The organism is Nocardiopsis oceani, from assembly GCF_054777395.1.
The window spans coordinates 12,742-28,625 of the sequence record NZ_BAAHAR010000027.1 but is presented as its reverse complement, the minus strand read 5'-3'; the positions used below and the strand labels follow the sequence as shown (position 1 = coordinate 28,625).

At 68.4% G+C, this 15,884-nt stretch carries 13 protein-coding genes; 7 read left to right on the top strand and 6 right to left on the bottom strand.

What is annotated here, in order from left to right; translation table 11 throughout:
• Positions 1–113: 113 nt before the first annotated feature.
• From ACYVDG_RS17210 to ACYVDG_RS17180, 7 genes are all read left to right on the top strand, one after another.
• Positions 114–1,817, top strand: coding sequence for an ABC transporter substrate-binding protein (locus ACYVDG_RS17210; protein WP_460753261.1), 1,704 nt, complete (start codon positions 114–116; stop codon positions 1,815–1,817).
• 118 nt (positions 1,818–1,935) lie between these two features.
• Positions 1,936–2,931 carry an ABC transporter permease gene (locus ACYVDG_RS17205; protein ID WP_460753255.1) on the top strand — a complete coding sequence of 332 codons (996 nt, stop codon included), beginning with the start codon at positions 1,936–1,938 and terminating at the stop codon, positions 2,929–2,931.
• Entirely contained in the window at positions 2,928–3,839 is a 912-nt protein-coding gene (locus ACYVDG_RS17200; RefSeq protein WP_460753252.1) for an ABC transporter permease, read from the top strand. The genes ACYVDG_RS17205 and ACYVDG_RS17200 overlap by 4 nt, the downstream gene beginning before the upstream one ends.
• The gene (locus tag ACYVDG_RS17195; RefSeq protein WP_460753247.1) at positions 3,839–4,789 is read left to right on the top strand and encodes an ABC transporter ATP-binding protein; all 951 of its coding nucleotides are present in this window, start codon (positions 3,839–3,841) and stop codon (positions 4,787–4,789) included. The genes ACYVDG_RS17200 and ACYVDG_RS17195 overlap by 1 nt, the downstream gene beginning before the upstream one ends.
• 4 nt (positions 4,790–4,793) lie before the next feature.
• Positions 4,794–5,705, top strand: coding sequence for an ABC transporter ATP-binding protein (locus ACYVDG_RS17190; protein WP_460753244.1), 912 nt, complete (start codon positions 4,794–4,796; stop codon positions 5,703–5,705).
• A 68-nt stretch (positions 5,706–5,773) separates the two neighbouring features.
• On the top strand, positions 5,774–8,284 hold the full coding sequence (locus tag ACYVDG_RS17185; protein WP_460753525.1) for a glycoside hydrolase family 2 protein: 2,511 nt from the start codon (positions 5,774–5,776) through the stop codon (positions 8,282–8,284).
• A 278-nt stretch (positions 8,285–8,562) separates the two neighbouring features.
• Complete coding sequence (locus ACYVDG_RS17180; protein WP_460753241.1) at positions 8,563–8,766, top strand: cold-shock protein; 204 nt, start codon at positions 8,563–8,565, stop codon at positions 8,764–8,766.
• Between the two features lie 116 nt (positions 8,767–8,882).
• Here ACYVDG_RS17180 and ACYVDG_RS17175 read toward each other — a convergent pair whose 3' ends face one another.
• From ACYVDG_RS17175 to ACYVDG_RS17150, 6 genes are all read right to left on the bottom strand, one after another.
• Positions 8,883–10,451, bottom strand: coding sequence for a glycerol-3-phosphate dehydrogenase/oxidase (locus ACYVDG_RS17175; protein WP_460753238.1), 1,569 nt, complete (start codon positions 10,449–10,451; stop codon positions 8,883–8,885).
• Between the two features lie 310 nt (positions 10,452–10,761).
• Positions 10,762–11,511, bottom strand: coding sequence for an MIP/aquaporin family protein (locus ACYVDG_RS17170; protein ID WP_460753235.1), 750 nt, complete (start codon positions 11,509–11,511; stop codon positions 10,762–10,764).
• Between the two features lie 164 nt (positions 11,512–11,675).
• Entirely contained in the window at positions 11,676–13,187 is a 1,512-nt protein-coding gene (gene glpK, locus ACYVDG_RS17165; RefSeq protein ID WP_460753232.1) for a glycerol kinase GlpK, read from the bottom strand.
• Between the two features lie 252 nt (positions 13,188–13,439).
• Positions 13,440–14,228, bottom strand: coding sequence for an IclR family transcriptional regulator (locus ACYVDG_RS17160; RefSeq protein WP_460753229.1), 789 nt, complete (start codon positions 14,226–14,228; stop codon positions 13,440–13,442).
• Positions 14,229–14,373: 145 nt separating this feature from the next.
• Positions 14,374–15,378 carry a threonine aldolase family protein gene (locus ACYVDG_RS17155; RefSeq protein ID WP_460753226.1) on the bottom strand — a complete coding sequence of 335 codons (1,005 nt, stop codon included), beginning with the start codon at positions 15,376–15,378 and terminating at the stop codon, positions 14,374–14,376.
• Positions 15,375–15,881: a MarR family winged helix-turn-helix transcriptional regulator gene (locus tag ACYVDG_RS17150; protein ID WP_460753223.1), complete on the bottom strand. Its 507-nt coding sequence runs from the start codon at positions 15,879–15,881 to the stop codon at positions 15,375–15,377. The genes ACYVDG_RS17155 and ACYVDG_RS17150 overlap by 4 nt, the downstream gene beginning before the upstream one ends.
• Between the last annotated feature and the right edge of the window lie 3 nt (positions 15,882–15,884).

Below are 15,884 nucleotides of genomic sequence, written 5' to 3'. Positions count from 1 at the left end.
ACCCGGTTCAGCAACGGTCCCTCGCGCTCGCTATTGGGAGCGCTCCCAGATTTCCGACACAGAAATCCGCTTCCCCCCATCTGAGGGCCGACCGGGTGGAAGGAGGAGTCGACATGAGATCTCTGAGGCTTCCCGCTGTCCTTGCGGCGTTGGCGCTGGTCGCCACCGCCTGCACGGACGAAGGCGGCGAGACGGGCGACGGTGGTTACCCGCGAGGCGAGACGCTGTACACCACGGGCACCGCGTGGGACCCGCCGACCAGCTGGAACCCCATGATGCGGGGCGGCTACGCCGTGGGAACGATCGGCTTGGTGTACGAGTCCCTCTTCCACTACGACCCGGAAGAGGGGGAGTACGATCCCTGGCTCGCAGAGAGCGACGACTGGCCGGACGAGAGCACCCACGTCATCAACCTGCGTGAAGGCGTCACGTGGAGCGACGGAGAGCCCCTCGTCGCGCAGGACGTCGTCACCACCCTCGAACTGGCCGAGGTGGACGGCGTCCCCTACAGCCACGTCTGGGACTACGTCGAGACCGCCGAGGCCACCGACGACCACACCGTCACGGTGACCTTCTCGGAGAACCGTCCGCAGCAGTGGATGAACTGGGCCTACGGCAACCCGATCCTCCCGGACCACATCTGGTCCGAGATGGACGACACCCAGGTCACCGAAAGCCCCAACGAGGAGCCGGTCGGCACGGGCTCCTACGTCTACGAGTCCCACGACGACGAGCGCATGGTCTGGGAGCGCAACGACGACTGGTGGGGCGTGGAGGAGCTCGACCTCTCCATGGACGCCCGCTACATCGTCGACATCGTCAACGCCTCCAACGAAGTCACCATGGGCATGCTCACCCAGCACGAGGTGGACCTGTCCAACAACTTCCTGCCGGGCATCGACCAGGTGTTGGACGGCGACGAGGAGATCACCAGCTACTACGACGGCCCGCCCTACATGCGCAGCGCCAACACCGCGTGGCTGGTCCCCAACCACGAGGTGGAACCGCTCGACGACCCCGAGTTCCGCCGGGCGCTGGCCCACGCGATCGACCTCGAGCAGATCGTCGACGGTCCCTACTCCAACCTCGTCGAGCCAGCCAACCCCACCGGCCTGATGCCCGAGTGGGACGAGTTCGTCGACCACGATCTGGTCGAGAGCGAGGGCTTCACGCACAACATGGACGAGGCCGTGGCCATCCTGGAGGAAGCGGGCTACGTCGATGAGGACGGCGACGGTTACGTCGAGACCCCTGACGGCGACCCCATCGAGCTGACCCTGGAGGTTCCCTCGGGCTGGACCGACTGGATGGAGGCCGCCCGGCTCATCGCCGAGCACGCCCAGGATGTCGGTATCAACATCACCGACGAGACCCCTGACGACGAACTGGTCAACTCCAACCGCAACTCCGGTGAGTACGACCTGGTCATCAACAACGACATGCAGCTGAGCAACACGCCGTGGACGTACTACAACTACATCTTCCAGCTGCCGGTCCAGGAGGAGCAGACCACGGCCAACTTCCACCGGTACGAGAACGAGGAGGCTTGGGCGCTCACCGAGCAGCTCGCAGCGGTTCCCGCAGAGGACACCGAGGGAATCGCCGCCGCCACCTCCGACCTCCAGGAGGTCTTCTTGGAGGACCTGCCGGTCATCCCGCTCTGGTACAACGGCCAATGGGCGCAGACCAGCACCGCCAACTGGACCAACTGGCCCAGTGAGGAAGACGACGCGCCCAGTACGCCCAACGTCCTCTGGGACGGCTGGTACGAGATGGGCTTCATCCACACGCTCGCGGAGATCGAGCCGGTCGAGTAGGGACTCGGGAGCGCTGCCACCACGGGAACGCTCCAGAGCCCCCTCAGCCCCGGTGGGGCACCGGTCCGGTGCCCCACCGGGGATCCCGACCGCCCGACGCCATCACATGGAGGAACGCGTGTGGCGCTACATCGGACGTAAGTCCTTCATCTACCTGCTGACGTTCATCGTCGCGGTCACCATCAACTGGATGATCCCCCGGTTCATGCCGGGCGACCCGGTGCGGAGCATGCTCACCCGCGCGGCCATCGACGACCCGGACGCGATGGCCCGGATGACCACGTACTACAACGAGCTCTTCGGCCTCGACCGGCCCCTGTACGAGCAGTACCTGAGCTTCTGGGCCGGACTGTTCCGGGGAGACATGGGCATCAGCGTGCTCTTCTACCCGCAGGAGGTCACCGACGTCGTCCTGCGGCACGTGCCCTACACGCTGGCGCTGCTGCTCCCCGCCATCGTCCTCAGCTGGATCGTCGGCAACCGCTTCGGCGCCTTCGCCGCCCGCAACAAGGTCCTGGACAACTCGCTCCTGCCGCTCGGCTACATCCTGACCGCCACGCCCTACATGTGGCTGGCGCTGCTCCTGGCCTGGAGCATGGGAATCGTGGCCGGGATCTTCCCGACATCGGGCGGGTACAGCATGGCGTTGCGGCCCGACTTCACCTGGGAGTTCATCTCCAGCCTGATCACCCACTGGTTCCTACCGTTCCTCTCCATGTTCATCGTGGCTCTGGGCGGCTGGGCGATCGGCATGCGGAACCTGATCATCTACGAGCTGGAAGCGGACTACTCCAACTACCTCAAGGCACTGGGCGCGCCCCAACGGCTGATCCGCCGCTACGCCTTCCGGAACGCGATGCTCCCGCAGATCACCGGCTTGGCCGTGCAGCTGGGCACCATCATCACCGGTTCGCTGCTCACCGAGATCGTCTTCAACTACCCCGGTCTCGGAACCCTGGTCCTCAACTCCCTGAACAACCGCGACTTCTTCCTGTTGCAGGGGATCTTCCTCTTCGTGGTCATCGGCGTGCTGATCGCCAACTTCATCATCGACATCATCTACGTCCTGGTCGACCCGCGTACGCGCGTGCAGATGACGGGAGGCGCGTCATGACCAACGTCCCCGCAGCGCCGGGAGCCGCCGACGCTGACGCAGCCACCGAACCGACAGGCGAGCGCAAGGTCCACGAGACCCTGCACTTCGCCCGGCGCAACCCCAAGCTCCTCATCGGGCTGAGCATCGTCACCGGTTTCCTGCTTCTCGGCATCTTCGGCCCGATGTTCGTCGACCACGGCCCCAACGAGTACGTCGGCCCGCAGATGCAGCCGCCCAGCGGCGAGCACTGGCTCGGCACCACCACGTTCGGCCAGGACGTGTGGGCCCAGTTCGTCTACGGGGTGCGTGCCACGTTCCTGATCGGTGCACTCGGCGGTGGTATCGCCTTCGTCATCGGCACCGCCGTCGGGTTCGTCGCCGGGTACAAGGGCGGGATCATCGACGAGGTCCTCAACATGATCACCAACGTCGTGCTGGTCCTGCCCGCACTGGTCGTGCTGATCATCGCGGTCGCCTACCTGGAGGTGCGCGGCATCTTCGTGCAGGGTCTCTTCATCGGCCTGACCTCCTGGCCCTGGGCGGCCCGAGCGGTCCGTTCCCAGACCCTGTCCCTGGCCACCCGCGACTTCGTGGACCTGGCACGCCTGAGCGGCCGGCGCACCTGGCGGATCATCACGTTCGAGGTCGCCCCGAACATGAGCTCCTACCTCATGATGTCGTTCATCCTGCTGTTCGGCGGCGCCGTCCTCATCGCAGCCGGGCTCGACTTCATCGGCCTGGGCCCGTCCGGAGGGACCTCCCTCGGCCTGATGTTGGAGAGCGCCGTCCAGTGGAGTGCCCTGCAGCTCGGCATGTGGTGGTGGTTCATCCCGCCCGGCGCGGGGATCACCGCGATCGTCGGCTTCATGTACATCCTCAACGTCGGGTTGGACGAGATCTTCAACCCCAAGCTGCGGGAGCTCTAATGACCCTGCGCGTCAACGACCTGAAGGTCTATTACCAGACCCTGCGCGGGGACGTCCACGCCATCGACGGCGTGAGCTTCGACCTCGCCGACGGGGAGATCATGGGCCTGGCCGGGGAGTCCGGCTGCGGCAAGACCACCCTAGGCAAGAGCCTGATCCGCCTGGACAACCGGATGCGGCACGTGGAGGGCACCGTCGAGCTGGGCGGCGACAAGCTGCCCATCGCCGACGACGACGCCATGAACCGGTACCGGTACCACGAGATCTCGCTCATCCCCCAGTACGCGATGAGCGCCCTCAACCCCACCCGCAAGATCGGACGGATGATCAAGGAGCTGCTGCGCTCCCGCGGGGTGCGGCCGTCCACTATCGCCGACGAGCTGAACCGCAGGCTGGAGCTGGTCGGCCTGGACCCCGAAGTACTCGACCGGTTCCCGATCGAGCTTTCCGGCGGTATGAAGCAGCGCGTGGTCATGGTGATGTCCACCCTTCTCGACCCCGCCCTGCTCATCGCGGACGAGGCGACCTCGGCGCTGGACGTGTCCACCCAGCGGTCGGTGGTGGAGTCCATGGTGGAGTTCCGGGACCGCGGATACGTCAAGAGCATGATCTTCGTGACCCACGACATCTCGCTGGTCTACCAGATGGCCGACACGGTCATGGTGATGTACGCCGGCCGCGTCGCGGAGAAGGCGCCCGCCAGCAAGATCATCAACGACCCGCAGCATCCCTACTCCAAGATGCTCATCGGTGCCCTGCCGGAGGTGGGGACCACGGCCGAAACCCGTCTGGAGGGTATCCCGGGCACCCCGCCCGGCCTGCTCAATCCGCCCAGCGGCTGCCGGTTCAAGGACCGGTGCCCCATCGCTTCGGACGAGTGCTCGGAGACACCGCCGCTGGTGGAGATCGATCCCGGCCACTGGGCCGCCTGCTGGAAGACGGGGAGGTAGCGCCGTGCTGGAACTGAGCCATGTGCACAAGGTGTACCGGGTGGGCGCGTTCGGCGGCGGGAAACTGCGCGCGGTGCGGGACGTGAACCTGGTGGTGGAGCCCGGTGAGGTGGTGTCGCTGATCGGGGAGTCCGGCAGCGGGAAGAGCACCATCGGCAAGATGGTGCTCGGCCTGACTAAGCCCACCGCCGGAAGCATCGTCTTCGAGGGCCAGGACGTATCCCGGGTGCGGGGCTTCAAAGCCAAGAAGGAGTACTACCGCCATGTCCAGGGTGTCTTCCAGGACCCCTTCAGCTCCTTCAACCCCATCTTCAAGGCGGACCGGGTTTTCGAGATGATCCGCTCCTCCTACTTCCCGGGGGTGTCCGACGCCGACTGGAAGCAGAAGGTGCTGGACGTGATCGGAACGGTCCGCCTGGACCCCGACAACGTCCTCAACAAGTACCCGCACCAGCTGAGCGGCGGACAGCTGCAGCGGCTGCTCATCGCCCGAGCGCTGCTGCTCGACATCCGCCTCCTGGTGGCTGACGAGATCATCAGCATGCTGGACGCCTCCACCCGCATCGACGTGCTCAACCTGCTCGCCGACCTCAAGGAGCGCGGTCTCGGCATCCTCTTCGTCACGCACGACCTCTCGTTGGGCAACTACGTGAGCGACCGGTCGGTGATCCTGCACAGGGGAGCCATCGCGGAGATGGGCCCCACCGCCCGCGTGTTCGAGAACCCGCTCCACCCCTACAGCCGCCACCTGCTCTCCTGCGTACCCCAGCTGAACCGCGCCTGGGCCGAGGTGGACGCGGAACTGGCGGCCAACCCGCCGGACGACGTCGAGTTGCCGGAGGCCGTCGAGGGAGACGTCTCCGCACCGCTCATCGAGGCCGAAAAGGGACACTTCGTCGGCATCGACCAGAGCTGAGCAGGCCCTCGGAGACCCCTCCGGAGTACCCCCCGGACCAACAGACCCCCATGAGAAAGCGAGCACGCATGACCGCCTGGTTCGACCTGCACGACGGCTGGAACCTGGCCGCGGTGCCCCACGAGGGCGCCCTCCCGGACCCCGCCGCCGCTGTGCGAGAGGTCCGTGCCTCCGTGCCGGGCTGCGTCCACACCGACCTGCTCGACCGGGGCCTGATCGAGGACCCCTACCTCGACGACAACGAGAACCTGCTGGGCTGGATCGGGAGGACGGACTGGAGGTACACGCGGTCACTGGCCCAAGAGGCCGCGGCGCTGGGCGCCCGGGACGGTGCCGGAGCTGAGCGCGTGGACCTGGTCTGCGAGGGCCTGGACACCGTAGCGGAGGTCCGGGTCGGCGGCCGCGAAGTGGGCCGGTCGGCCAACATGCACCGCTCCTACCGCTTCGACGTCACTGAGGCGCTCAGAGAGGGCGGTGAAGACCCCGCCCTAGAGGTGCAGTTCGCCTCGCCCTACCGGTACGCCGAGGCGAACAAGGAGAGCCTGGGCGCGCTCCCCGGCGCCTACGACGAGCCGTACCAGTACATCCGCAAGATGGCGTGCAACTTCGGCTGGGACTGGGGGCCGACCGTGGTCACCTCGGGAATCTGGCGGCCGATCCGGTTGCACGCGTGGTCGACGGCGCGGCTGTCCTCGGTCCGGCCACTGGTGGAGGTGTCCGAGGGCGGCGCGCTGGCCAAGGTCAGCCTGCGGGTGGAGCTGGAGCGGACCGGGGGAGGGGCGCACACCGCCCTGACCCTGGCCGCTTCGGTTGCCGGCGCCGCCACCACCGCCACCGTGGCGTCGGGAGAGACGCACGCGGACCTGGAGATCGTGGTCGCCGACCCCGAGCTGTGGTGGCCACGCGGCCACGGAGACCAACCCCTCCACGACGTGGACGTGGAGTTGTCCGCGGCAGGAAGCACGCTCGACACCTGGCGGCGCCGGATCGGCTTCCGCAGCGTGGCGGTGCACAGTGAGCCGGATGAGAGCGGGGCCGCCTTCGCGCTCCGGGTCAACGGCCGGGACATCCTGGTGAAGGGCGCCAACTGGATCCCCGACGACACCTTCCCGAGCAGGGTGGGCCGGGATCGCTACCGCGAACGCATCGACCAGGCGTGTGACGCGGGGATGAACCTTCTGCGCGTCTGGGGCGGGGGGATCTACGAGTCAGAGGACTTCTACGAGCTCTGCTCCGAGCGGGGGGTCCTCGTCTGGCAGGACTTCCTCTTCGCCTGCGCCGCCTACCCCGAGGAAGAGCCCTTGGCATCGGAGGTCGAGGCCGAGGCGCGCGAGGCGGTCGTACGGCTCGCCCCGCACGCTTCGCTCGCGGTGTGGTGCGGGAACAACGAGAACATCTGGGGACACGAGGACTGGGGCTGGAAGCCGGAGCTCGGCGACCGGACCTGGGGCGCCGGATACTACCTGGACGTGCTGCCGCGCGTGGTCTCGGAGCTCGACCCCACCCGTCCCTACTGGCCTGGAAGTCCGTACTCGGAGGGGGAGGGGATCCACCCCAACGACGCGGCACACGGCACCATGCACCTCTGGGACGTGTGGAACGAGGTCGACTACACGGTCTACCGGGAGCACAGGCCCCGGTTCGCCGCCGAGTTCGGGTACCAGGCACCGCCCACCCACGCCACGCTGCGCGGTTCGGTGTCGGATGATCCGCTGACCCCGACCTCGCCGGGCGTGCTGCACCACCAGAAGGCGATCGACGGCAACGGCAAGCTCGCGCGCGGGCTCGCCGCGCACTTCGGCGACCGCGAGTGGGGGTACGAAGACTGGCACTACCTCACCCAGGTGAACCAGGCGCGGGCGCTCAGCGTGGGTATCGAGCACTTCCGCTCCACGTGGCCTTACTGCACGGGCACGGTGATGTGGCAGATCAACGACTGCTGGCCGGTCACGTCGTGGGCGGCCGTGGACGGAGCGGGCAGGCCCAAGCCCCTGTGGTACGCGCTGCGCCGCGTCTACGCCGACCGGGTGGCGACCGTTCAGCCCACCGCCGGCGGCGGGCTCACGGTGGTCCTGGGCAACGACACGGACGAGGAGTGGACGGCGGAGGTGACGGTGGCCCGCCGGGACACGGTCACGGGGCGTGCGCTGTCCGCTTCGTCACACCCGGTTCAGGTGCCCCCTCGCGGGGCGCTGCGGGTCCCGGTGCCTCCGGGGGTCGCCCGGCCCGGGGTCGCCGCCCGTGAGGTGCTGACGGTCGACGGCGCGGGAGAGCGGGCTTGGTGGTTCTTCTCCCGGGACCGGGACATGGACTACCAAAAACCGGAATTTGTCGGGGAAACAGCCACGGAAGGTGCCGATTTGCGGGTGAAGGTTCAAGCCCGCGTCCTGTTGCGGGATCTGGTCCTGAACGTCGACAGGCTCGATCCCCAAGCACGTGTGGACAGCGCTCTGGTGACGCTGTTGCCCGGTGAGTCCCACACGTTCACCGTGCGCGGCGGTGCCCGGCTGGATCCGGGGGCGGTCACGGCGCCACCCGTGCTGAAGTGCGTCAACGATGCACTGTTGGCCTCAGCGTGATCGTGTCGTAACACTCCGGTGTTCGACACGCGAGTTTCAGGCGTTCCCCGCCCGGCCCGCCGGTATTCCGTGGCGGGCCGTGCGGGTTGCCACACTGATAGCCCTCGCCAGCGGGCCTGCCTGTGATACGTTCAGGGTGATTGTTAGTCGTTGAATTTCGCAGTTGGTGTCTTGCCCGCGGAGTTTGTGACCGGCGGGCGGTTTCTCTTGGAGTCGGCTCGCGGCAATTTTCGGGCGTGTGAGTATGCGTCCGTGTACACCGAGCTGAAGGAGAAAACATGGCTCAGGGAACTGTGAAGTGGTTCAACGGCGAGAAGGGCTTCGGCTTCATCTCCCCCGACGACGGTGGCCCCGACGCCTTCGTTCACTACAGCGCCATCCAGGGCACGGGCTTCCGTAACCTGGAGGAGAACCAGCGCGTGGAGTTCGAGATCGTCGCTGGCACCCGCGGCCCGCAGGCCGAGAACGTCGTCGGTATCTAAGACCGCTAAGACGTAGCGTCGCCACCCCTTGCAGGCGTGGACCACGCTGAACGCCCCCGGAGGGTTCCACCTTCCGGGGGCGTTCGTGTGTCTGGGGGCTTACGCGCCCATGCTGATCAGGCTTCCAACAGGGCCCGGGTGCGCTCGCGGACCTCGGAGGTGTCCAGCCCGCGCACGGTGACGGTGGTCCGGCGCCGCAGAGCGTCGTCGACGGTCACCGCCCACTCGCGGTCGCGGGCGAACAGCACCTGCGCCCAGATGTCAGGGCCGTCGGGGTGGATCCGCTCACCGAGCGAGGGCTCGGCGCGGACCATGCCGGCGATGTCCATGGCCAGGCTTCCGTAGTGCGAGGCCAGGTGGCGGGCGACCAGCGGGTCCAGCCGGGTGCCGGGCTCCCGGTCGATGATGAGGCGCTGGGTGACCGCGTCCGGGCTGGCCAGACCGGGCAGGGGGACGGTCTGGAGGGGGTCCGCCATGTCCTCGGACAGCGGGACCGCGGACACCTTCCGGAGCTCCTCCAGGACGGTCCGGCCGATGTGCCGGTAGGTCGTCCACTTGCCGCCGGCCACCGAGAGCATCCCGCCGCGGCCCTGGGAGACGACGGTCTCCCGCTTGGCAGAGCTCGTTCCGCCCGGCCCGCCGGGGAGGACACGCAGCCCGGCGAACGAGTAGGTCATGTTGTCGCGGTCCAGGTAGGACGGGTCGATGCCCATCGCCGCCTCACCCAGGATCTGGTCGACGTCGGAGGACAGCACACCCACATCGGCCGGGTCGCCCTCGTAGGCCTCGTCCGTGGTGCCCAGGAGCAGCTGGCCCTCCCACGGGATGGCGAAGGAGACGCGGTACTTGTCCACCGGGATGGTGAGTGCGGCCCGCCACGGCTCCGGAGTGCGCATGACCAGGTGGGCGCCCTTGGACAGGCGCACGCTGGGCGCGGCCCCCGGGTCCTCCAGCCGGCGCAGGTGGTCCACCCAAGGACCGGTCGCGTTGAGGACCAGTCGCGCGTCGATCCCGAATTCGCCCCCGTCCACGCGGTCGTGCAGGTCCGCGCCGGTCACCCGTCCCCGCGTGGTGCGCAGCCCCTGGACCTCGGCGTGGTTGAGTACTACGGCGCCGGCGTCGGCCGCGGCGCGCACCGTCATGACCGCCATGCGGCTGTCGTTCATCTGGTGGTCGCTGTAGGCGGCGACGGACTTCAGGCCGTCGGTGCGCAGGCCGGGGGCCAGGCGCTTGGCCTGGCGGGGTGAGAGCAGGCGGCCCATCCCGTCGCCGAAGGCGGACAGCGCCGAGTACAGGAAGACCCCCGCGCCCATCTTCGCGGCGCCGTGCGGCCCGCCGGAGTAGATCGGCACGAGGAAGGGTCGGTGGTTGACCAGGTGCGGGGCCACGTCGGAGGCGAGCGAACGCCGCTCCTTGTGGTTCTCCGCGACCAAGCGCACGTTGCCGGTCTGGAGGTAGCGCAGGCCTCCGTGTACAAGCTTGGAGGAGGCGCTGGACGTGGCGCCCGCGAAGTCGCCCGCGTCGACCATGGCCACCCGAAGGCCGGCCTGGGTAGCGGTCCAGGCGACGGACGTGCCGAGGATCCCGCCGCCGATCACGAGGAGGTCGAAGGTGCCCCGGGTGAGTTCCTCACGCGTATGCGCGCGGGAGGTGGAAGCGTCACTGCGGTGGGCGCTGGCGGTCATGGCTGGTGCTCCGTCCGTTGGGGAGGGATGGCGTTCGTCGCGCGTACCCGCTCCACATTTCGGGTGGCTGTCGTACGCATAATACGACAATGCCGAACGTTGGTGAAGATCCCCGTCCTGATGGAGGCAGTAGTACCACGTATGGAGGGAGGGAAGCGGGGAGAGATTGACTCGGTGTTACGTACAGGTGTGGGAGTATGTCGTGTTGTAGTTGAGGTGCGGCATTGTCGCACGAGAGTCGCAACGAGAAAGGCGCCCTCCACATCCCTTCGGGGAGTGGCGGGCGCCCTCAGGCCGGCCAGGGGCCGGGTCAGCCTCCGAACCCGGACAGGTTCCAGATCCAGGCGCCGATCACACCGCCCAGGATGGGGCCGACCACGGGGATCCACGCGTAGCCCCAGTCGGACGTGCCCTTGCCGGGGATGGGCAGCAGCGCGTGTGCGATGCGCGGTCCCAGGTCGCGGGCCGGGTTGATGGCGTACCCGGTGGGACCACCGAGGGACATACCGATCGCGAACACCAGCAGACCCACCATCAGCGGGGCGATGCCGTTCGCGAACAGGGCGGACAGGTCGGCGTCACCGGCCGAGACCGAACCCTCGTTGGCGCCGATGCCGAGGATCCCCAGCAGCAGCATCGCGGTACCGATGACCTCCGTGACGAGGTTGGCGACGGGGTGGCGGACCGCGGGTGCGGTACTGAAGACGCCGAGTTTGCTGGCCGGGTCCTCAGTGTGCTTCCAGTGCGCGAAGTAGGCCAGGTAGACGAGGCAGGCGCCGGTGAAGGCGCCGGCCATCTGCGCTCCGATGTAACCGGGCACCAGCGGCCACTCGAACTCGCCGATGCTGGCCAGGCCCAGCGTCACCGCGGGGTTGATGTGGGCGCCGCTGGTGGTACCGACGACGTAGACGGCCATGGCGACCGCCATACCCCAGCCGAACGTCACCACGATCCAGCCCGCTTGGAAGGCCTTGGACCGGGCGAGGGAGACACCGGCGACGACACCGCCGCCGAGGAGGACGAGGATCGCCGTACCGACGAACTCTGCCAGATAGACCATGGGAACCTCCGCCCCGAGGGGCAGCTAGGTCACGGGCATAATTGGGACACGCCCGTCACAGCGAATGATGGGGAGGGGCACCGTGGTGTCCCGGGAGCCGAACCCCAGGGGTCCCAGGTGGCACTAGTGCCCCTGGGGTTCGGTTGTTGGCGAGGCGAGCCCGCCTATTTGTCGTCTACGTGGTCGTCTTCGTGCTCGACCCAGTCGAGGGTGCGCTGCACGGCCTTGTTCCAGTTGTGGTACTCGCGCTCGCGGACCGAGGGCTCCATCTTCGGGTTCCACTCGGCGGCCTTGTGCCAGTTGGCGCGCAGCGTCTCGATGTCGGGCCAGTAGCCCACGGCGAGGCCCGCCGCGTAGGCGGCGCCCAGGCACGTCGTCTCGGCGACCATCGGCCGGACGACCTCGGCGTCGAGGACGTCGGACAGGATCTGCATGAGCAGGTTGTCCGCCGTCATGCCGCCGTCGACCTTCAGTGTGGTCAGGTCGATCTGGGAGTCGGCGTTCATGGCGTCGACGACCTCACGGGTCTGCCATGCCGTGGCCTCCAGGACGGCGCGGGCGATGTGGCCCTTGTTCACGTAGCCCGTCAGCCCGGCCATGACGCCGCGGGCGTCGCTGCGCCAGTGCGGGGCGAACAGGCCGGAGAAGGCGGGAACGATGTAGCAGCCGCCGTTGTCCTCGACGGTCCTGGCCAGGGTTTCGATCTCCGGTGCGCTCGAGATCAGGCCGATGTTGTCGCGCAGCCACTGCACCAGGGATCCGGTGACCGCGATGGCACCCTCGAGCGCGTACACGGCGGGGGCGTCGCCGATCTTGTAGCCCAGGGTGGTGAGCAGCCCGTTGTGCGAGGTCACGGGCTCCGTTCCGGTGTTCATCACCAGGAAGGTGCCGGTCCCGTACGTACCCTTGACGTCACCCGGGTCGAAGCAGGTCTGGCCGAACAGGGCGGCGTGCTGGTCGCCCAGGGAGGACGCCACGGGGGTCCCGGCGAGGTAGCCGCGGGCCTCGCCGTACACCTCGGAGGAGGACCGGATCTCGGGAAGGAGGTTCGCCGGGATGTCCATGGCCTCGAGGATCTCGGGGTCCCACTCCAGAGTGGCCAGGTTCATCAGCATGGTGCGGCTGGCGTTGGTCACGTCGGTGACGTGGCGTCCGGTCAGCTGCCAGATGATCCACGTGTCCATGGTGCCGAACAGCAGCTCGCCGCGCTCGGCGCGCTCGCGCACCCCTTCGACGTTGTCGAGCAGCCAGCGGATCTTGGGCCCGGCGAAGTAGGTGGCCAGCGGCAGGCCGCACTTCTCCCGGAAGCGGTCCTGTCCCTCGGTCGCGCCGAGCTCGCGTACGAGGTCGTCGGTGCGGGTGTCCTGCCAGACGATGGCGTTGTGGACGGGCTCACCGGTCTCGCGGTCCCACAGCACGGTGGTCTCGCGCTGGTTGGTGATGCCGACGGCGGCGACCTGGTCCGGGGTGATGTCGCTCTTCTGCAGGCACTCCTGGACGACCGCCTCGACGTTGGTCCAGACCTCCAGGGCGTCGTGCTCCACCCACCCCGGCTGCGGGAAGATCTGTCGGTGCTCTCGTTGGTCGACCGAGACGATGCGCCCGTCCTGGTCGAAGAGGATGCAGCGGCTCGACGTGGTGCCTTGGTCGATCGCGGCGATGTACTGCTGACTCATCGGTGCTCGCCTTCAGGTGGACGGCTGTGGGACGGGGTCGAAATCACGTGCATCGGCGGTTGACTCCGCACGGTGTACGACAATGACGTATGATTAGGCGATAGTTTCGACTGCATTTCCTTCCCATGTCAAGGCGGCGTGACGCAATCGTGTTGCGTGGATCACGTTACGCCGACCAGCCCAAGACACAAGGGAAGCTGAACACGCGGGAAGCAGCGCCCCACGGAAGGACGCGCGGCGGTGGGCGAACCGTCAGTAGGGGGTGACGCCCAGTTCGCGGGAGATGGCCCTGGCGGCGTCGCGCACGTAGGAGACCTGCTCCATGTCGGGCTTGCCCTCGTCGCTGCGGAGGCGCTCGACGGCGCCGCGCACCCCGATGGCGCCGACGGTGACCCCGCGCCGGTCGCGGATGGGCGCCGCGATGGACACCTCGCCGTCGACCAGTTCCTCGGCCTCCCAGCCCCACCCGTTGTCCCGGATGTCGGTCATCTGGCCTTCGAGGGTCGCCATGGACGTGACGGTGTGCCTGGTGAAGGAGGTCAGTTCGACGGGTGCGTCCGTCTCCACCGACGCCACCTCCTCCGGGGCGGCCAGGGGATCGAAAGCCATCAGGACCTTGCCGAGGGCGGTCGCGTGCAGCGGCAGCAGAGTGCCCACGTCCAAGGTCTGGCGGCTGGAGTCCGGACGGAAGACGTGGTGCACGACCAGGACCTGGTGCTTGTGCAGCGTGCCTATGCGTACGCTCTCGCCGCTGCGTGAGGCGAGGGTGTCCGACCAGTTCAGCGCGCGGGTGCGCAGTTCGTTGCCGTCGAGGTACCGGGTTCCCAGGCTCAGCATGCCGCCGCCCAGGCGGTAGCGGCCCGATTCGGGGTCCTGTTCCACGAACCCGACGTGCTGCAGTGTGCGGAGGATGCCCAAGGCGGTGCCCTTCGGGAGCTCCAGTGAGCGGGAGATCTCCGCCAGGCTCAGCCCTCGGGCGCCACTGGCCAGGAGCCGGAGAATCGCGGCGGCGCGTTCGATGGACTGGATTCTTCCCGGCATTGCGGTGCTACCACTCTCTAGTACGACAATGTCATACGCCCGATGCTACTACGCGATGTGACGCGCAACACCTACCGGCCCCTCGGCTCGCGCGGTCGGCCAAGTGTACCGACGGGCCATCCCTCTGACCTGCGAACCGATCCCGTCACACCCGCGACACGGCCCGAGCAATCGCCTTGGCCGCCTCCTCCACGTCGCCGTCGGTGACCTCCAGGCGCATGACCAGCCGGATCCGTGAACCGCCGCCCAGGACCCGGACCCCCTCCGCGGCGAAGGCCTCCGCGTACCTCGCGGCCTCACCCTCAGGGGTGTCCACGAGCACCATGTTGGTCTGGGACCGGGCGGACAGTCCCGGAAGGCCGTCCACTTGATCGGCCAACCGGGCCGCGCGTGCGTGGTCCTCCACGACTCGCTCGCGGTGGTGGCGCAGGGCGTGCAGGGCGCCCGCGGCGATGATCCCGGCTTGGCGCATGCCCGCACCCAGCAGCTTCCGGCCTCGCCGGGACCGCCGGATCGTTTCGGCGTCCCCGGCAAGGGCGGAACCCACCGGTGCCCCGAGGCCCTTGGAGAAGCACACCGAAACCGTGTCGAAGCCCTCGGCGACCTCGGCCGGGGAGGCCCGTAGGTGGGCGGCGGCGTTCCACAACCGGGCCCCGTCCAAGTGGGCGCGCAGGCCGTGGGCGTGCGCGAAACCGGTGACCCGCCGCTGTTCGGCCAGGGGCACCACCCGGCCGGTGAAGGTGTTCTCCAGCCACAGCAGCGCGGGATCGGCCCTGTGCACGTTGCCGAGCCCGGTGATCCAGGACTCCAGCAGGTCCTGAGGAGGGAAGGGGTCCCCCGAGTACAGGCGGGGGAGTACCCGGGAGAGCACCACTGCGGCACCCTGCTCGTCCCCGATCAGGTGGTGGTGTTCGTGGGCCCACACCTCCTCGCCGCTGCGGGTGGACACGTACAGCCCGAGCTGGTTGGCCATGTGGCCGGAGGGGACGTAGAGCGCGGCCTCGCGGCCCAGCAGGGCGGCGGTCTCCTCTTCCAGCGCGCGCACGGTCGGGTCCTCGCCGAACACGTCGTCGCCCACTTCGGCCTCGGCCATGGCCCGACGCATGTCGGGGGTCGGCTGGGTCAGGGTGTCCGAGCGCAGGTCGATCACGGCTGCTCCTCAGTGGCTGTGGTCTCCGTGGCTGTGGTGCCCGCACGACGATACTGGGCGCGGTCAGCGCCGGGGCGGGGCAGGGCTTGGGAGAGGGTGTTCAGGGCCTCCAGGATCCGCTCCGTCTCCTTCTCCCCGAGCTGGCCGACCAGGATGCCCGAGAGCCGGTCGTGCCCGGTCCTGACCTCGTCGAGGGCCGCGCGGCCCTGCTCCGTCGCGGCGAGCAGCTTGGCCCGGCTGTGCTCGGGGTTGGGGAGGTACTCGGCCATGCCTTGGGACACGAGTTGGTCCGCGATGCGCTGCACGCTCTGCCGGGTGGTCCCCAGGCCACGGGCCACCTGGGACACGGCCCCGGGCTCTGGGTGTACCGCGTCGAGGACCTGCCACCGGGAGGCGGTCAGGCCGGCGGCGAGGGTCAGCGCCTCGGTGTGGGACCGGAGTCGGCCGTGCAGCCGGTCGGCTGTGTGCGCCGCTCTCGTGAACGCTCTGTCGCCGGGTTCCACCGC